Origin of the sequence: Arsenicicoccus dermatophilus (genome assembly GCF_046267915.1) — a bacterium.
Lineage (GTDB): Bacteria > Actinomycetota > Actinomycetes > Actinomycetales > Dermatophilaceae > Arsenicicoccus > Arsenicicoccus dermatophilus_A.
Window position 1 is genome coordinate 1,512,546 of sequence record NZ_CP176520.1, and the last position, 14,381, is coordinate 1,526,926.

Annotated in this window: 11 protein-coding genes; 2 read left to right on the top strand and 9 right to left on the bottom strand. The window is 73.9% G+C overall.

The window, feature by feature from the left end; genetic code table 11:
• Positions 1 to 2: 2 nt before the first annotated feature.
• The 3 genes from ACK2IS_RS07430 to lipB form a co-directional block, all read right to left on the bottom strand.
• Positions 3 to 839 carry a DUF4191 domain-containing protein gene (locus ACK2IS_RS07430; protein ID WP_409485501.1) on the bottom strand — a complete coding sequence of 279 codons (837 nt, stop codon included), beginning with the start codon at positions 837 to 839 and terminating at the stop codon, positions 3 to 5.
• 53 nt (positions 840 to 892) lie between these two features.
• Positions 893 to 1,903 (bottom strand): lipoyl synthase, encoded by a 1,011-nt coding sequence (gene lipA, locus ACK2IS_RS07435; protein ID WP_409485502.1) that lies wholly within the window; start codon positions 1,901 to 1,903, stop codon positions 893 to 895.
• Between the two features lie 214 nt (positions 1,904 to 2,117).
• On the bottom strand, positions 2,118 to 2,828 hold the full coding sequence (gene lipB / locus ACK2IS_RS07440) for a lipoyl(octanoyl) transferase LipB (RefSeq protein WP_409485503.1): 711 nt from the start codon (positions 2,826 to 2,828) through the stop codon (positions 2,118 to 2,120).
• A gap of 153 nt (positions 2,829 to 2,981) precedes the next feature.
• On the opposite strand from lipB, the gene ACK2IS_RS07445 reads away from it, so the two are divergent.
• Complete coding sequence (locus tag ACK2IS_RS07445) at positions 2,982 to 5,060, top strand: protein kinase domain-containing protein (protein WP_409485504.1); 2,079 nt, start codon at positions 2,982 to 2,984, stop codon at positions 5,058 to 5,060.
• 189 nt (positions 5,061 to 5,249) lie between these two features.
• On the opposite strand, the gene sucB is transcribed toward ACK2IS_RS07445, so the two are convergent.
• The 4 genes from sucB to ACK2IS_RS07465 all read right to left on the bottom strand — a co-directional run bounded on the left by sucB (position 5,250) and on the right by ACK2IS_RS07465 (position 11,598).
• Positions 5,250 to 7,106, bottom strand: a complete 1,857-nt coding sequence (sucB, locus tag ACK2IS_RS07450; protein WP_409485505.1) for a 2-oxoglutarate dehydrogenase, E2 component, dihydrolipoamide succinyltransferase — start codon at positions 7,104 to 7,106, stop codon at positions 5,250 to 5,252.
• A 143-nt stretch (positions 7,107 to 7,249) separates the two neighbouring features.
• The gene (lpdA, locus tag ACK2IS_RS07455; RefSeq protein WP_409485506.1) at positions 7,250 to 8,632 is read right to left on the bottom strand and encodes a dihydrolipoyl dehydrogenase; all 1,383 of its coding nucleotides are present in this window, start codon (positions 8,630 to 8,632) and stop codon (positions 7,250 to 7,252) included.
• A 131-nt stretch (positions 8,633 to 8,763) separates the two neighbouring features.
• Positions 8,764 to 9,936 (bottom strand): hypothetical protein, encoded by a 1,173-nt coding sequence (locus ACK2IS_RS07460; protein WP_409485507.1) that lies wholly within the window; start codon positions 9,934 to 9,936, stop codon positions 8,764 to 8,766.
• 153 nt (positions 9,937 to 10,089) lie between these two features.
• On the bottom strand, positions 10,090 to 11,598 hold the full coding sequence (locus ACK2IS_RS07465; RefSeq protein WP_409485508.1) for a leucyl aminopeptidase: 1,509 nt from the start codon (positions 11,596 to 11,598) through the stop codon (positions 10,090 to 10,092).
• 116 nt (positions 11,599 to 11,714) lie between these two features.
• Here ACK2IS_RS07465 and gcvT point away from each other — a divergent pair, with 116 nt between their 5' ends.
• A complete protein-coding gene (gene gcvT / locus ACK2IS_RS07470) occupies positions 11,715 to 12,824 on the top strand; it encodes a glycine cleavage system aminomethyltransferase GcvT (RefSeq protein ID WP_409485509.1) in 1,110 nt (369 codons plus the stop codon).
• A 197-nt stretch (positions 12,825 to 13,021) separates the two neighbouring features.
• Here gcvT and ACK2IS_RS07475 read toward each other — a convergent pair whose 3' ends face one another.
• Both ACK2IS_RS07475 and cobU read right to left on the bottom strand, forming a co-directional pair.
• Positions 13,022 to 13,804, bottom strand: a complete 783-nt coding sequence (locus tag ACK2IS_RS07475; RefSeq protein ID WP_409485510.1) for an adenosylcobinamide-GDP ribazoletransferase — start codon at positions 13,802 to 13,804, stop codon at positions 13,022 to 13,024.
• A complete protein-coding gene (gene cobU, locus ACK2IS_RS07480; RefSeq protein ID WP_409485511.1) occupies positions 13,801 to 14,346 on the bottom strand; it encodes a bifunctional adenosylcobinamide kinase/adenosylcobinamide-phosphate guanylyltransferase in 546 nt (181 codons plus the stop codon). The genes ACK2IS_RS07475 and cobU overlap by 4 nt, the downstream gene beginning before the upstream one ends.
• Between the last annotated feature and the right edge of the window lie 35 nt (positions 14,347 to 14,381).

Consider the following 14,381-nt stretch of genomic DNA (forward strand, 5'->3'; position numbering starts at 1 on the left):
GGTCAGCGCGGCCGCTGCCCGCGGATCCGGCTCGGGTCCATGCCGGCCGGGAGGCCGGTGTGGCGGATGCCGGTCATCGCCTTGAGGCGCTTGTTGACGACGCCGACCTCCTCCTTGGTGAGGACGGGCTTCATCCGCTGGAGCTTCATCGCGAGCTTGCGCACCGACACCACCTGCGGGTCATCGGTCTCGGTCTCGTCGACGCGCCAGGTGTGCACCGGCGAGCCGGAGGCGAAGCGCTCGACCTTGCGGCGCTCCTCGACGAGCAGCTTCTTGGCCCGAGAGGTGGGGCCCTCGGCGACGAGGACGACGCCGGGTCGGCCCACCGCGCGGTAGACCGTGGCGACCTGGGAGTAGTCCTGGCCCTTGGGGCGACCATCGGCGGCGATCGGCTCCTGCTCGATGTACCACCCACCCCGGCGGACCGACTGCAGCGCAGCCAGCGTCGCGCCGGGCTTGCCGGCGATCATCGAGTAGGCACCCTTGTCGGTGCGGCGGCTCATGACGATCATCGTGGCGAGCGCGGCCAGGGGCACGCCGAGGATCAGGAAGTACCACGGGTGACCCACGAGCAGACCGATGCCCACCATCACCAGCAGGGTCACCAGGAAGGTCCCGAGCATCCACCAGGTGATCGTGGGGTCGACCTGCTTGGCGAAGCCGTAGGCCTGCTTGACCTGGGCGACGCGTCCCGGCTTGCTCGGGTCGGCCGAGGCCTTCCCGCGACGGGCGAAGCGGGAGGCCTTGGTGGCGCCACCGGCGGACGAGCGCTGCTCGACGCCGGAGCGGGGGGCCTTGCTGCTGGTGGCCTTGGTGCTGCCGGAGGACTGACGTGCCATGGGGCGCATCTTACCGTTCTGTAGGGGTGACTTTCCGTGGTCGCCGCGGCGGGTCAGTGGCGCGCGAGCAGCGACGACGCCTCCTGGCGAGTCGTCATCTCGGCGGCCCCCTCCAGGTGGGCGAGGTGCTCCGGGAGCGGGCGACCGAACGCCTGCATCGCCTGGGCGTAGAGCTTGCCGCTGCGGTAGGACGAGCGCACCAGGGGCCCGGCCATGACGGCCTTCATGCCGCGCTCGAGCGCCAGGTCGCGCCAGTGCACGAACTCCTCGGGCTTGACCCACCGGTCGATGGGGTGGTGCAGCGGCGACGGCCGGAGGTACTGCGTGATGGTCAGGACGTGGCAGCCGGCGTCGATCAGGTCGGTGATCGCCTGGTCGATCTCGGCCTCTTCCTCGCCCATCCCGAGGATGAGGTTGGACTTGGTGATCAGCCCGGCCTCGTCGGCCATGGTCAGGACCCTGAGCGATGTGTCGTAGGTGAACGCCGGCCGGATCCGCTTGAAGATGCGCGGCACCGTCTCCAGGTTGTGCGCGAAGACCTCGGGCCGGGCATCGAAGACCTGGGCGACCAGCTCGGGGCGGGCGCCGAAGTCCGGCGGCAGGATCTCGACGCCGGTGGTGGGGTTGAGCCGGTGGATCTCGCGGATGGTCTCGGCATACAGCCAGGCGGCGCCGTCGGGCTGGTCGTCGCGCGCCACGCCCGTCACGGTCGCGTAGCGCAGCTGCATCGTGGCGATGGACTCGGCGACCTTGGTCGGCTCGGAGCGGTCCAGCTCGGTGGGGCGCCCGGTCGCGATGTCGCAGAAGTCGCAGCGGCGGGTGCACACGTCACCACCGATGAGGAAGGTCGCCTCGCGGTCCTCCCAGCACTCGAAGATGTTGGGGCAGGAGGCTTCCTGGCACACGGTGTGCAGGCCCTGACCCTTGACCCGGGAGTTCATCTCCGTGTAGGCCGGGCCCATCTTGGCCGTCGTGCGGATCCAGCCGGGCTTGCGCTCGATGGGCGTCTCGGCGTTGCGGGCCTCGACGCGCAGCAGGCGCCGTCCCTCCGGTGCGACGGTCATGGTGCTCCTCGCGGGTGTGTGCGTCAGGCCGTGTGCCGACCCCTGGCAGCCTCCGACCCCGGGTGCGGGGGCGGGCATCACCACAGGGTACGCCGCGGTGACGACACCACCACCAACGCCCACGGGCCGCCGGGGCTTCCCGGTCGCGCCCGCGGACCTGCAGGCCCAGACCCGCGCCTCGGCCGACGCCGGCTCGGGCTCGGGCCGGTGGAGCTCAGCGCAGCGTCTCGGGCAGGGCGGTGCTGCCGCGCACGGTGCCCCTGCGCCGGGCCGCCTCGACGGCCTCGTCCGTGCTCATGTCGAAGACCCGCTCCAGGTGGCGCTCGGCCAGCGGCAGCACCTCCTGCACCGTGACGTCGCGGTCCAGCTCGCGCGACAGGCTCGTCACGCCCGCGTCGGCGATCCCGCAGGGGACGATCACCTGGGCCCAGGACAGGTCGCAGTCGCAGTTGAGCGAGAAGCCGTGCATGGTCACGTCCCGGCTGACCCGGATCCCGATGGCGCCGATCTTGCGGTCCCCGCCGCGCTCGTCGGCCGTCACCCAGACCCCGCTGCGCCCGGCCACCCGAGCCGTCGCGACCCCGAGGTCGGCGCAGACGCCCATCATCATGTCCTCGATGCGCCGCACGTGGGCGACCACGTCGCGGTTGCTGGGCAGGTGCACGATCGGGTATCCCACCAGCTGCCCAGGGCCGTGCCAGGTGATCTTGCCGCCGCGGTCGACGTCGATGACGGGGGTGCCGTCCCAGGGGCGCTCGTGCGGCTCGGTGCGCTTGCCGGCGGTGTAGACCCGCTCGTGCTCCAGCAGCATCGTCGTGTCGGGCAGGTCTCCGGCGACGACCTGCGCGTGGACCTCGCGCTGGTGGTCCCAGGCCTGCTGGTAGTCGACGAGGTCCGGGGCGAAGCCGAGGTGCTCGAAACGCATGGGGACACCCTACGACCGTGCGGGCAGGCGGCTGTCCACAGGTCTGTCGATCGTTCAACGCCGGCCCTGTGGATGACGCCCGGGGCGTCTGCCCGAGGGGTGCCACCGTGGGTCGTACGCCGCGGGGGCGCCGTACGACCGGAGGAGAGCGCGATGAGCAGGCCGCAGGTGGCGGGCTACGAGGTGCAGGGCCTGCTGGGCGAGGGTGCCTCCGCGGTCGTATGGCGCGCCGTGCGCCTCCAGGACGGCGCGCCCGTCGCCCTCAAGGTGAGCCGGCAGCCGCTGCGGGCCACCGACCCCTGGCTGTCCGGCTGGGCGGTCACGCCCCGGGACGCCGAGTCGGTGCTGGCCGAGCTGGCCTGGCTGCGCACGGCCCGGCTCGACGGCGTGGTTCCCCTCCACGACGCCCTGGTGCTGGCCGACGATCGGCTCGTGCTCGTGCTCGGGCTCGCCGAGGGCGGCTCGCTCGCCGACCTCGTCCGGACCCGCGGCCACCTCGTCGCGCAGGAGGCCACCACGATCCTGGCCGCCGTGGCGCGGACCATGCTGGGCCTGCACCGCCAGGGCATCGCGCACGGGGACCTGTCGCCCGGCAACGTGCTGCTGGACGCGCAGGGCCACGCGCTGGTCGCCGACCTGGGCACGGCCGCCGTGATCGGCGACCTGCTGGAGGACCCTTGGGGGACCGCAGGATTCGTGGCACCGGAGCTCGACCTGCAGGAGGAGGTCACCGCCGCGGCGGACGTGTGGTCCCTGGGAGCGCTCGGGTGGCACATGCTCACGGGGGAGCCGAGGCGGACGGCCACCGACCTCGCCGAGCTGGCCGCCCGCGTCCCGGACGCGCCGACAGCCCTGATCGACCTGATCACCCGGTGCCTCGCCCCGCGCCCCGGGGACCGGCCGCTGATGCGTGACGTCTGCGAGGAGCTGACGCCACCGGGCGACCCGCAGGACGCGCCGCACGAGCCACGTCCGAGCGCCGATGCGGGCACCGGGCAGACGATCGCCCGAGCGACCGCCGCAGGGCCGACCGCCACCGGCCGGGCCCGGCCCCAGGACGTCCCGAGCCCACGTGTGCCCCGCGCCACGCTCCGGATCGGCGGCGGTCCGCCCGGGATCATCCAGGCACGGGGAGGGGAACGGGCGGCGACCGGCGGCCGGCTCCCCGCAGGCGCCGAGACGCCCCGGAGCGGGCGGACCCTGCAGGGCCGCGGGTCGTCACCGCAGGAGAGCCCCAGGAGCCACGGGCCGGTGCAGCCGCCGACGCAGCCCGGAGCCGCCGCCCCGGCCCGCCCTCCCCGCCCGTCGGGGGCCGGTGGCGGATCCACGGCGCCGAGCACCGCCGACGTCCCGTCCGGCCCGACGCCGGGCTCCGAGACGGGGGCCGGACCCCGGCAGGTCCCCGGTACCGTCGACGTCGGGCTGCAGCCGCGGCCCGAGGACGTGACCCGCAGGATCCGCGAGCAGGCGGCCGAGCAGCTGCGGGCCCTGGACGAGGCTCGGGCGGCCGCGACGCCGGAGCCGCCCGCCCGTCGACCCTTCCTGACCGGCCGCACCCTCGCGGCCTCGGTGGCCGCCGGCCTGGCCGTGGGCGTGGTCGGTGCGGCCTGGTGGCTCGACGAGGACCGCACCTCGTCCGCCGTGGTCGTGGACGCCGCATCGGTCCGGTCCACCTCCGTTCCACCGGCGTCCGCCCGACGGTCCGCGGCGTCCCGCCCGGACACCCCCGGGCCCGGCCCGACCAGTCCGCGCCCGGGACCCCCGGGGGCCGCCGTCACCGGTCGCCCCACGCCCGGCACCGGGACCGGCACCACCCCGGGCGCGGCACTCTCCGCGGGGGCCACGACCCTCGCGGTCGACCCCACGGGAGCCGTGCAGGAGCTGCTGGACGCCCGTGCGGCTGCGCTGGTCACGCAGGACCGGTCCGTGCTGGCCCGTGCCGACGCCGTGGGCTCGTGGGCCTGGCGCTCGGACACCGCCCGGATCGCCGAGCTGAGGCGCCGCGGGCAGACCCAGGCCGGGCTGCGGTTCGAGGTGACCGCGGCGCGGGCCGTCCGCGTCGGCGAGCAGGAGGTCGTGGTGCGGGCCGACGTGGCCCTCGGCCCGTGGAGCTGGCTGGCCGACGGGCGGCGCACCCAGGAGCCCGGTCACCCCGCCACGGAGGCGGACTACGTGCTCCGGCGCACCCCGGCCGGCTGGCGGCTGGCCGGGGTCGAGCAACCTATCCGATGACCGGGCTGCAGCCGCCCACCCGGTGACGGGACCCGGGCCTCTCCGGGGCCGGTCACGGCGTCCGGACCCGACCCCGTGACCGGGCCGGCGCCGCCGGCCCCGCCCGCGGGTGGCGTGTCTTCACGTGTGCCGGACGCGGACCGGCCGCGACCCCCGCCGGGGGCCGCGGCCGATCAGGAGAGCGCACGCTCAGAGACCGAGCGAGGCCTGGAAACGCCCCTCCTCCAGGCGAGCCTTGATCGCCGAGAGGAACTTGCCGGCCAGCGCACCGTCCACGGCACGGTGGTCGTAGGTCAGGACCAGGTAGCACATCGAGCGGACCGCGATCGCGTCGTTGCCCTCGGCGTCGGTGATCACGGCGGGGCGCTTGACGATCGCGCCGGTGCCGAGGATGCCGACGTTGGGCTGGTTGATGATCGGGGTGTCCATCAGCGAGCCGTTGGACCCGATGTTGGTGATCGTGAAGGTTGCGCCACCGAGCTCGTCCGGACCGACCTTGTTGGTGCGGGTGCGGTCGGCCAGGTCGGCGATCCTGCGGGACAGGCCGGCGATGTTGAGGTCCCCGGCGTCCTTGACGACCGGCACGAGCAGCCCACGATCGGTGTCGACCGCGATGCCGATGTGCTCGGCGCCGTGGTAGACGATGGAGTCTCCGTCGATGCTGGAGTTCAGCTGCGGGAAGGCCTTGAGCGCCTCGATCGTCGCCAGCGTGATGAACGGCAGGTAGGTGAGCTTGGTGCCCTCGCGCTGCAGGAACTCGTCCTTGGCGCGGGCGCGCAGCGCCACCACGCGGGTCATGTCGACCTCGACGACGGCGGTGAGCTGGGCGGAGGTGGCGAGGGACTCGACCATGCGCTGGGCGATGACCTTGCGCAGGCGGGGCATCTTCTCCGTCGTCCCGCGCTTGGCGGCGGCCGCGGCGTCCGGGGTCGGGACCGTGCTCGGCGCCTCCGACGGGGCAGGAGAGCTTGCGGGGGCAGCCGCCGCGGGGGAGGCGGAGCCCGGCGCGGGTGCCGGCTCGGCAGCCTTCTTGGCCGCGTCCAGGACGTCCTGCTTGCGGATGCGTCCGCCGACGCCGGTGCCGGTCACCGTGGCCAGGTCGACGCCGTTGTCGGCGGCGAGCTTGCGCACCAGCGGGGTGACGTAGGCCGAGGCGTCGTCGCCCGCGGGCGCCTGGGGGGCGGCGGGGGTCTCGGCCTCGGTCTCCTGGGCCTTCGGCGCCTCAGCCTGCGGAGCCTCGGTCGCAGCCTGGGGCTGCTCGGCCTTCGTGGCCTCGGCCGGGGCCTCGTCCTTGGGCTCGTCAGGAGCGGCCTCCGCGGCCTTGGTGTCCGCCGCCGGGGCGCCCTGCTCGGAGGACGTGTCCGCGCCGCCGGCGGCGTCGCCACCGATGACGGCCAGGTCGGCGCCGACGGCGGCCGTCTCGTCCTCCTGGACCAGGATCTTGGTGAGGGTACCCGCGAACGGCGAGGGGATCTCGGTGTCGACCTTGTCGGTGGAGACCTCGAGGAGCGGCTCGTCGACGGCGACCTCGTCGCCCTCGGCCTTGAGCCACCGCGTCACGGTGCCCTCGGTCACCGACTCACCCAGCGCGGGCATGGTGACGGTCTCACCGCCGGACACTGACCCGGAGCCGGCCTGGGAGCCGGAGCCCTCGGCAGGAGCGTCGGCCTGCACGGGCTCGTCGCGCTCGTCGGAGGGAGTGGCGGAGGTGGTCTCCTCGACCGTCTCCTCGGTCTCCTGGACCGCGCCCTCGGTCTCCTTGGCCGCCTCGGCCGCGGAGCCGCCGGAGTCCTCCTGCGCCGGGGCGTCGCCGTCACCGATGACGGCGAGGTCGGCGCCCACGGGGACCGTCTCGTCCTCCTCGACGAGGATCTCCTGCAGCGTGCCGGCCACGGGCGACGGGATCTCGGTGTCGACCTTGTCGGTCGAGACCTCCAGCAACGGCTCGTCGACCTCGATGGCGTCGCCGACGGACTTGAGCCATCGGGTCACGGTCCCCTCGGTCACCGACTCGCCGAGAGCGGGCATCGTCACGCGTTCAGACATGTGGGAGGTACTCCTTCGATGAGCCGTTGACGTTCGTCCCTCACCCTACTGCGATCGGGGAGCGGGTGGCTCGACGGCAGCGGGGGTGGACGGAGCAGGTCCGTCCACCCCCGGGCTACCCGTCGGTATGCCGGATCCGCAGGTCACGCGTGGGCGTGCAGGGGCTTCCCGGCGAGCGCGAGGTGGGCCTCGCCGAGCGCCTCGTTCTGGGTGGGGTGGGCGTGGATCAGCGGGGCGACGTCCTCGGGCAGCGCCTCCCAGCCGTAGATGAGCTGGGCCTCGCCGACCTGCTCGCCCATCCGGGCGCCGACCATGTGGATGCCCACGACCGGGCCGTCCTTGCGGCGGACCAGCTTGACGAAGCCGGCGGTGGCGAGGATCTGGGACTTGCCGTTCCCGCCCAGGTTGTACTCATAGGTCTCGACCTCGCCGAAGGCCCCCTTGGCCTGGGCCTCGGTGTAGCCGACGGAGGCGATCTCCGGGTCGCAGTAGGTCACGCGCGGGATGCCCTTCTCGTCGATCGAGGCGGGCTCGAGGCCGGCGATGGCCTCGGCGACGTAGATGCCCTGGGCGAAGCCGCGGTGCGCGAGCTGCAGGCCCGGGACGATGTCGCCCACGGCCCAGACGCCGTCGACGGACGTGCGGCAGTCGGTCGCCACGACATACCCACGATCGATCTCGACGCCGATCTGCTCGTAGCCGAGGCCCTGGGTCACCGGACCGCGGCCGACGGCGACGAGCAGCAGGTCGGCCTCCAGCGTGGTGCCGCCCTCGAGGGTGACGGTGACGCCGTCGTCGGACTGGGTGGCGGACTCGAAGCGCACGCCGGTCTTGAAGGCGATCTTGCGCTTGCGGAAGGCCCGCTCGAGGGTCTTGGAGACCGCCTCGTCCTCCAGCGCCACGAGCCGGGGGAGCGCCTCGACGATGGTGACCTCGGCGCCGAAGCTCTTGAAGACCGAGGCGAACTCGCAGCCGATGACCCCACCGCCGAGCACGACGACGCGCTCGGGGACGGTGTCCAGGCGCAGCGCCTGCTCGCTGGTCATGATGCGGCCGCCGATCTCCAGGCCCGGCAGCGTCTTGGCGTAGGACCCGGTGGCGAGGACGAGGTTGCGGCCCACGAGCTTGCGGTCGCCGACCTGCACGGTGTCCTTGGCGACGACCTTGCCCTCGCCCTCGACATACGTGACCTTGGCGGCCTTGACCAGACCCTGCAGACCCTTGTGCAGCTTGGAGATCACGCCCTCCTTGTAGGCGTTGACCCCGGCCATGTCGATGCCCTCGAGGGAGGCCTTGACGCCGAAGCTCTCGGACTCGCGGGCGCTGTCGGCCACCTCGGCGGCGTGGAGCAGGGCCTTGGTGGGCACGCAGCCCATGTGCAGGCAGGTGCCGCCGAGCTTGCCCTTCTCGACGAGCGCGACGCTCAGGCCGAGCTGGGAGGCGCGCAGGGCGCACGCGTAGCCGCCGCTGCCGCCTCCGAGGATGACGATGTCGAAGGTGTCCTGCTGCGGGCTCTGGTCAGCCATGGTGCGCTCCCTTGCGTCTCGGCCGGGTGATCGGTGAGTCCTGGACGGGCACCGCTCGTGGCGAGGCCCGGCGGCGGTCATCCTCTCACCGGGGGTGCCCGCGGCCGCAAGGCAGGGGTGGCCCGCGGGGGTCAGCGGCGGGCGGTGAGCCCGCGCAGCGCGGAGCAGGAGGCGGGCATCCGGCCCGCGGCCACCTCGCGGTCGAAGAACGCCCGCTTGGCCAGACCCGCGGTGCGACTGCCCTCCGTCGGCGCCTGGGTCGAGGTGCCCCACAGGCACCAGTACGCATAGCTCTCCGCGAAGTCCTCGGTCGGGTGGCTCGCGGCGTAGCGGGTGACGAAGTCGGCGGGGTGGTCGTCGTGGACCCGGCCCAGCTCGGACGGGCTGGGGCGCCGGTGGTCGGCGTAGAGGTCGCGCACCCGGTCCCGCAGGGCGGGGGGATAGGTGCTCGCGTAGAACTCGCCCATCGGGGATCCGGCCGCGGCGCAGGTGCCGCGGTCGTCGATGATCCAGGGGCAGCTGTCGTCCTGACGGGGGCGAGGCCGGTCGGGGTAGAGGCTCACGACGTGGCCCACCTCGTGGGCGACGGTCAGCAGCTCCTCCCGCGCGGGCAGGTCGGTGGACAAGGCCAGACGGTAGCGCGTGGGGTCCTGGGGGTTGGGCTCGAAGAACCCGGTCCGCACCCCGCCACGGCGGGCAGGATCGTCGAGGTAGGACCGGGGGTAGTCGTAGAGCACGACCTGGTCCAGCGCTGCGCGCCGCTCCGCCGGTATGGCGGCCTGGACGAGCGCCCACCGTGCCCGGTCGCACCGGTCGGGGGTGCCGGAGCCGTCGAGGGCGACCAGCCGGCCGTCGCGCTCGGCGAGCACCCGCCGCAGGCGCGCTCCTGCCCCGAGGCTGGCCGGGTCCGCGGAGTAGCCCGTGCCCGACGGCAGCTCGTGGTGGCCGATGATCTCGTCGGCGGCGCAGGCGGGCGGCAGGGGCCAGGTGAGGGCGGCCGCAGCGGCGAGGTCGGCCGACCGCACGGCCGTCGCGGGGCGGATCGCGGGGATCTGGACGGGGGGCCGGGAGGGGACCTCCTGCGGGACGTCGGTGCGGGTGCGGTGCGCGCCGCCGCCGCCGACGAGGGCCCAGCCGCCGCGCGCGGCGGAGCGGCCGGTGTCCGGTCCCCGCCCGGCCAGGAGACCGAGAGCGGTGACGGCGAGCAGCAGCGCCAGCGTGCACACGGTCGCCGCAGCGCCACGTCCGGGGGCGCCGGGACGCCGCCCGGCAGGGCGACGGCGGGTCCGGAGGGAGGTGGGCACCGATCGATCCCACCCCGCATCGGCACGCCGTCGACGGTGTACCGGGCCAGGGCCATACGCGCTGGTGAGGACTACTTCGCAGAGGGACGACGCCCGTCACCAGCGTGAGCGGGCGTCGTCCATCCAGGTGACCGTGAGATGGTCACCTCAGCATCACGCGTGGCTCATCCGCTCGGCCAGACGGACGAGGGTGGCCACGCCGAAGCCGGTGCCGCCCTTGGGGGTGAAACCTCGGGGGCCCTGCTCGTTGAACGACGGACCGGCGATGTCGACGTGCGCCCAGGGGATGGGCTGCTCGTCCGTCACGGGGACGAACTCCTGCAGGAAGAGGCCGGCCGTGAGCATGCCGCCCGCGGGGCCGCCCTTGTGGGCGATGTCGGCGACCTCGGTGTCCAGGGCCTTGCGGTAGGCCTTGGGCAGTGGCATCGCCCACAGCTCCTCGCCCATGTCGGCGCCCGCGGCCACGACGTCGGAGCGGAAGGTCTCGTCGTTGCCCATGACCCCGGCGATCTCCCCGCCCAGGGCGACGACCTGCGCGCCGGTCAGCGTGGCGATGTCGACCATGGCGGTCGCGCCCTGCTCCCCGGCCAGGGTCATCACGTCCGCCAGGACCATCCGGCCCTCGGCGTCGGTGTTGAGGATCTCGACGGTCATGCCGTTGTGCATGGTGACGACGTCCGAGGCGCGCTGCGCGGTGCCGGACGGCATGTTCTCGGCCAGGCCGAGCCAGCCGGTGACCTTGACGGGCAGACCGAGCTCGGCGATGGCGAGCACGGCGCCCGCGACCGCGGCGGCGCCGGCCATGTCGGACTTCATGTTGGCCATGCCGTTGGCGGGCTTGATGTCCAGGCCGCCCGAGTCGAAGGTCATGCCCTTGCCCACCAGGGCGAGGTGCGGGACGTCCGTGCCGGCGCCCTCGGGGGAGTAGGCCATCGACACGATCCGCGGCGCCTGGGCCGAGCCCTGCCCGACGCCCAGGATACCGCCGAAACCGCCCTCGGCCAGGGCCTTCTCGTCATACACCGTGATCTCGATGCGACGGCCCTCGGAGCGCGCGGCGACGGACTCGGCGAAGGTCTGCGGGTAGAGCAGGTTGGGCGCGGTGTTCACCAGGTCACGGGCGTAGGCGACGCCCTCGCAGACGGCGCGGGCGCGGTCGGCGGCCGCCGTGAGCTCGTCGCTCTCCTGGCCGGCGAGCACGGTGACGGTCTCGGTGGGGGTGGGGGCCTCGCTGGTGCCGCGCTGGGCGGTGAAGCGATAGGCGCCGAGCAGGGCGCCCTCACCGACCGCGCCGACGACCGCGGCGGTGGCCTCGGGGGCGACGACGGCGACGTGACCCGCGTCCTTGAGACCCATCAGGGCCGAGCCGACCGAGCGCCGCAGCGCGGCGAGGTCGAGGGCCCGCTCACCGGTGGGGGCGGCGCCCAGGCCGACGACGACCACGCGCGCAGCCTGCACGCCCGGGACGGCGGGCAGCACGACCGTGGAGTCAGCGGCGGCCGTGAAGCGCAGCGCCTCCAGGGCCGCCTCCAGGTGGCTGGTCGTCTCGGCGGGCAGCTCGGCAGCGAAGGTGGGGCGCTCGTCGCCGCTGAAGGCGCCGAGGACGAGGACGTCCGCGGCGAGGTCGGCGGCGGAGCGGGCAGTGACGGTGAGCGTGGTCACGGGGGCTCCTGCTAGGTGGTCGGTGATGGCGTGCGACGACGTCGGTGGCGCCGCACCAGGACAACCTACTCGCCCCCCACGACAGAGCCCCGTCCTTGGCTTGTAGGGTCGGGACCATGACGGAAACTTCCCTGAAGAAGTCCCCCCTCCACGACCGCCACGTCGCGCTCGGCGCCAAGATGGCCGACTTCGGCGGCTGGGAGATGCCCATCGAGTACCCGGGCGGCGGCGTCCTGCGCGAGCACACCGCGGTCCGCGAGCGGGTCGGCATCTTCGACGTCTCCCACCTGGGCAAGGCCCTGGTCAAGGGCCCGGGTGCGGCGGACTTCGTCAACTCCTGCTTCACCAACGACCTGCGCAAGGTCGAGCCCCCCAAGGCGCAGTACACGATGTGCTGCGACGAGGCGACCGGCGGCGTCGTGGACGACCTCATCCAGTACTTCCGCAGCGAGGACGAGGTCTTCCTGATCCCCAACTGCGCCAACACGACCGAGGTCGTGCGTCGCATGCAGGAGAAGTGCCCCGAGGGCATCGAGATCACCAACCTGCACGAGCAGCACGGCATCATCGCCGTCCAGGGACCCAAGGTCGACGAGGTCATGCAGGCTCTCGGCCTCCCCTACGGGCATGAGTACATGTCCTACGTCTCCACCGAGCTCGACGGCAAGCCCCTCACCGTGTGCCGCACCGGCTACACCGGCGAGCGCGGCTACGAGCTGGTCTGCGCCTGGGAGGACACCCCCGCGCTGTGGGACGCCCTGATCAAGGCCATGGAGCCCCTCGAGGGTCTGCCCTGCGGCCTCGGCGCCCGCGACACGCTGCGCACCGAGATGGGCTACGCCCTGCACGGACACGAGCTGAGCATGGACATCACCCCCAACATGGCTCGCGCCGGCTGGGCCGTGGGCTGGGGCAAGGAGACCTTCTGGGGCAAGGACGTCCTCGCCGAGCAGAAGGCCGCCAAGGAGTGCCGTCTGTCCTGGGGCCTGCTGGTCACCGGCAAGGGCATCCCGCGCAAGGACTGCGTCGTCAAGGACTCCGAGGGCAAGGAGATCGGCGTCGTCACCTCCGGCACCATGTCCCCCTCGCTGAAGCAGGGCATCGCGCTCTGCCTGCTCGACCGGGGCGCCAAGGAGGGCGACGAGGTCGTCGTCGACGTCCGTGGTCGCGAGGTCACCGCGGTCGTCAAGAAGCCGCCGTTCGTCCAGGGCGGCGCGGCAAGCTGATCGCCTGTCACACCGGACCCGAGGGGTCTTCCGGTCGTATGCCGGGAGGCCCCTCGGCGCATCCCCGGCTGGCGTGGGCGCCGTGAGCGCAGACCTCCGTCCACCCGCCGGGGTGCAGGCCACCCGCATCGTCGACGGTGACGTGATGGGGTGGCACCGGCGACGCGACGTCGACACCACGCTGACGGACCCGCGGTTCACCGACAGGCGGTGGCCACCACCAAGGCCAGGGTCAGGGCGACCTCGATCGTCGCGCCCAGCACGTCCCCGGTGATCCCGCCGAGCCGGCGCACGGCGCGCTCCACCACCAGCCACCCGCCGACGAGGGCCGCTGCCGCACACGGCAGCACGGCCCACCAGGAGCGCGTCGCACCGACCCCGAGGCACCCGGCGACGCCCAGCGCCGTGACGAGCACGAGGACCGCGGCAGCGCGCCATACCGGCACCGTCCCGGCGACCATGTCGCCCAGCCCGCCCGGCCGCGCGCTCGGGACGCCCCGGACACACGCCCAGGCCAGCAGGTGTCGGCTGAGGAGGAGCGCGACGGTGCCGAGCACGACGCCCCGCGCGGAGCCGGCCAGGGAGCCGAGGCAGGCGGCCTGGACGAGCAGGCACAGCGCGATCGCCGCAGCGCCGGAGGGACCGACGTCGCCGGTCTTCATCACGGCGAGGGCCCGCTCCCGGTCGTAGGACGCCGACAGGCCGTCGGCGTAGTCCGCCAGCCCGTCCAGATGCATCGCCCGGGTCATCAGGGTGAGCAGCGCGACGGCGACGCCGCCGACGACGAGGTCGGGCAGCGCCAGCGCGGAGCCGACCCAGGAGCAGGCGGCCCAGGCGACCGCCAGGGGCACGGCGGCCACGGGGGCGAGGGTCATCGCGGCCCCCGCCACCTCCCGGTCGACCCGGCGCGGGGGCAGGACGGGTATGGCGGACAGGGTGCCCCAGGCCAGGCGGGCGCCGTCGCCCCAGGTGCTGGTCACGGGACCACCGGGGCGCCGCTGAGGTCGAGGACCCGCCCGCAGACGACGAGGTGGACCCGGTCGGCCACGGCGGACACGCCGGCGTTGACGCGACCGAGCTCGTCCCGGAAAGTTCGCCCCGACCGGTGCTCGGGGACCACGCCCCACCCGACCTCGTTGGTGACGAGGACGACGTCCACGGGCGCCGACCGCAGCGCCGCGAGCAGGTCGGTGCGCGCCCGGGCGACGGCCGCCGCCGCCTCGAGCGGCGCGTCCCACGCCCCGGCGTCGTCGATCAGGCGGGTGACCCAGGTGCCGAGGCAGTCGACGAGCAGCGGAGTGGTGGCCGACCGGACGACCCCGGCGAGGTCGGCGCTCTCCACGGTGGTCCAGCACGCAGGACGGCGGGCCTGGTGGGCACGCACCCGGCGGGCCCACTCCTGGTCCCCGACCAGGGGCACCAGGCCGGGCGCGACGTAGCCGACAGGGGCGTCGTGGGGGACGAGCCCCTCGGCGTGGGTGCTCTTGCCCGAGCGGACGCCGCCCGTGACGAGCGTGATCATGGGCCGTCTCCTGCCTGGTCGGACGCTCTCGTGGG

Bases quoted from the DNA above. Each gene is read 5' to 3' on its own strand.
- cobU (WP_409485511.1), bottom strand. From the start codon at position 14,346: ATGATCACGCTCGTCACGGGCGGCGTCCGCTCGGGCAAGAGCACCCAC.
- sucB (WP_409485505.1), bottom strand. From the start codon at position 7,106: ATGTCTGAACGCGTGACGATGCCCGCTCTCGGCGAGTCGGTGACCGAG.
- lipA (WP_409485502.1), bottom strand. From the start codon at position 1,903: ATGACCGTCGCACCGGAGGGACGGCGCCTGCTGCGCGTCGAGGCCCGC.
- lipB (WP_409485503.1), bottom strand. From the start codon at position 2,828: ATGCGTTTCGAGCACCTCGGCTTCGCCCCGGACCTCGTCGACTACCAG.
- gcvT (WP_409485509.1), top strand. From the start codon at position 11,715: ATGACGGAAACTTCCCTGAAGAAGTCCCCCCTCCACGACCGCCACGTC.
- ACK2IS_RS07445 (WP_409485504.1), top strand. From the start codon at position 2,982: ATGAGCAGGCCGCAGGTGGCGGGCTACGAGGTGCAGGGCCTGCTGGGC.
- lpdA (WP_409485506.1), bottom strand. From the start codon at position 8,632: ATGGCTGACCAGAGCCCGCAGCAGGACACCTTCGACATCGTCATCCTC.
- ACK2IS_RS07430 (WP_409485501.1), bottom strand. From the start codon at position 839: ATGGCACGTCAGTCCTCCGGCAGCACCAAGGCCACCAGCAGCAAGGCC.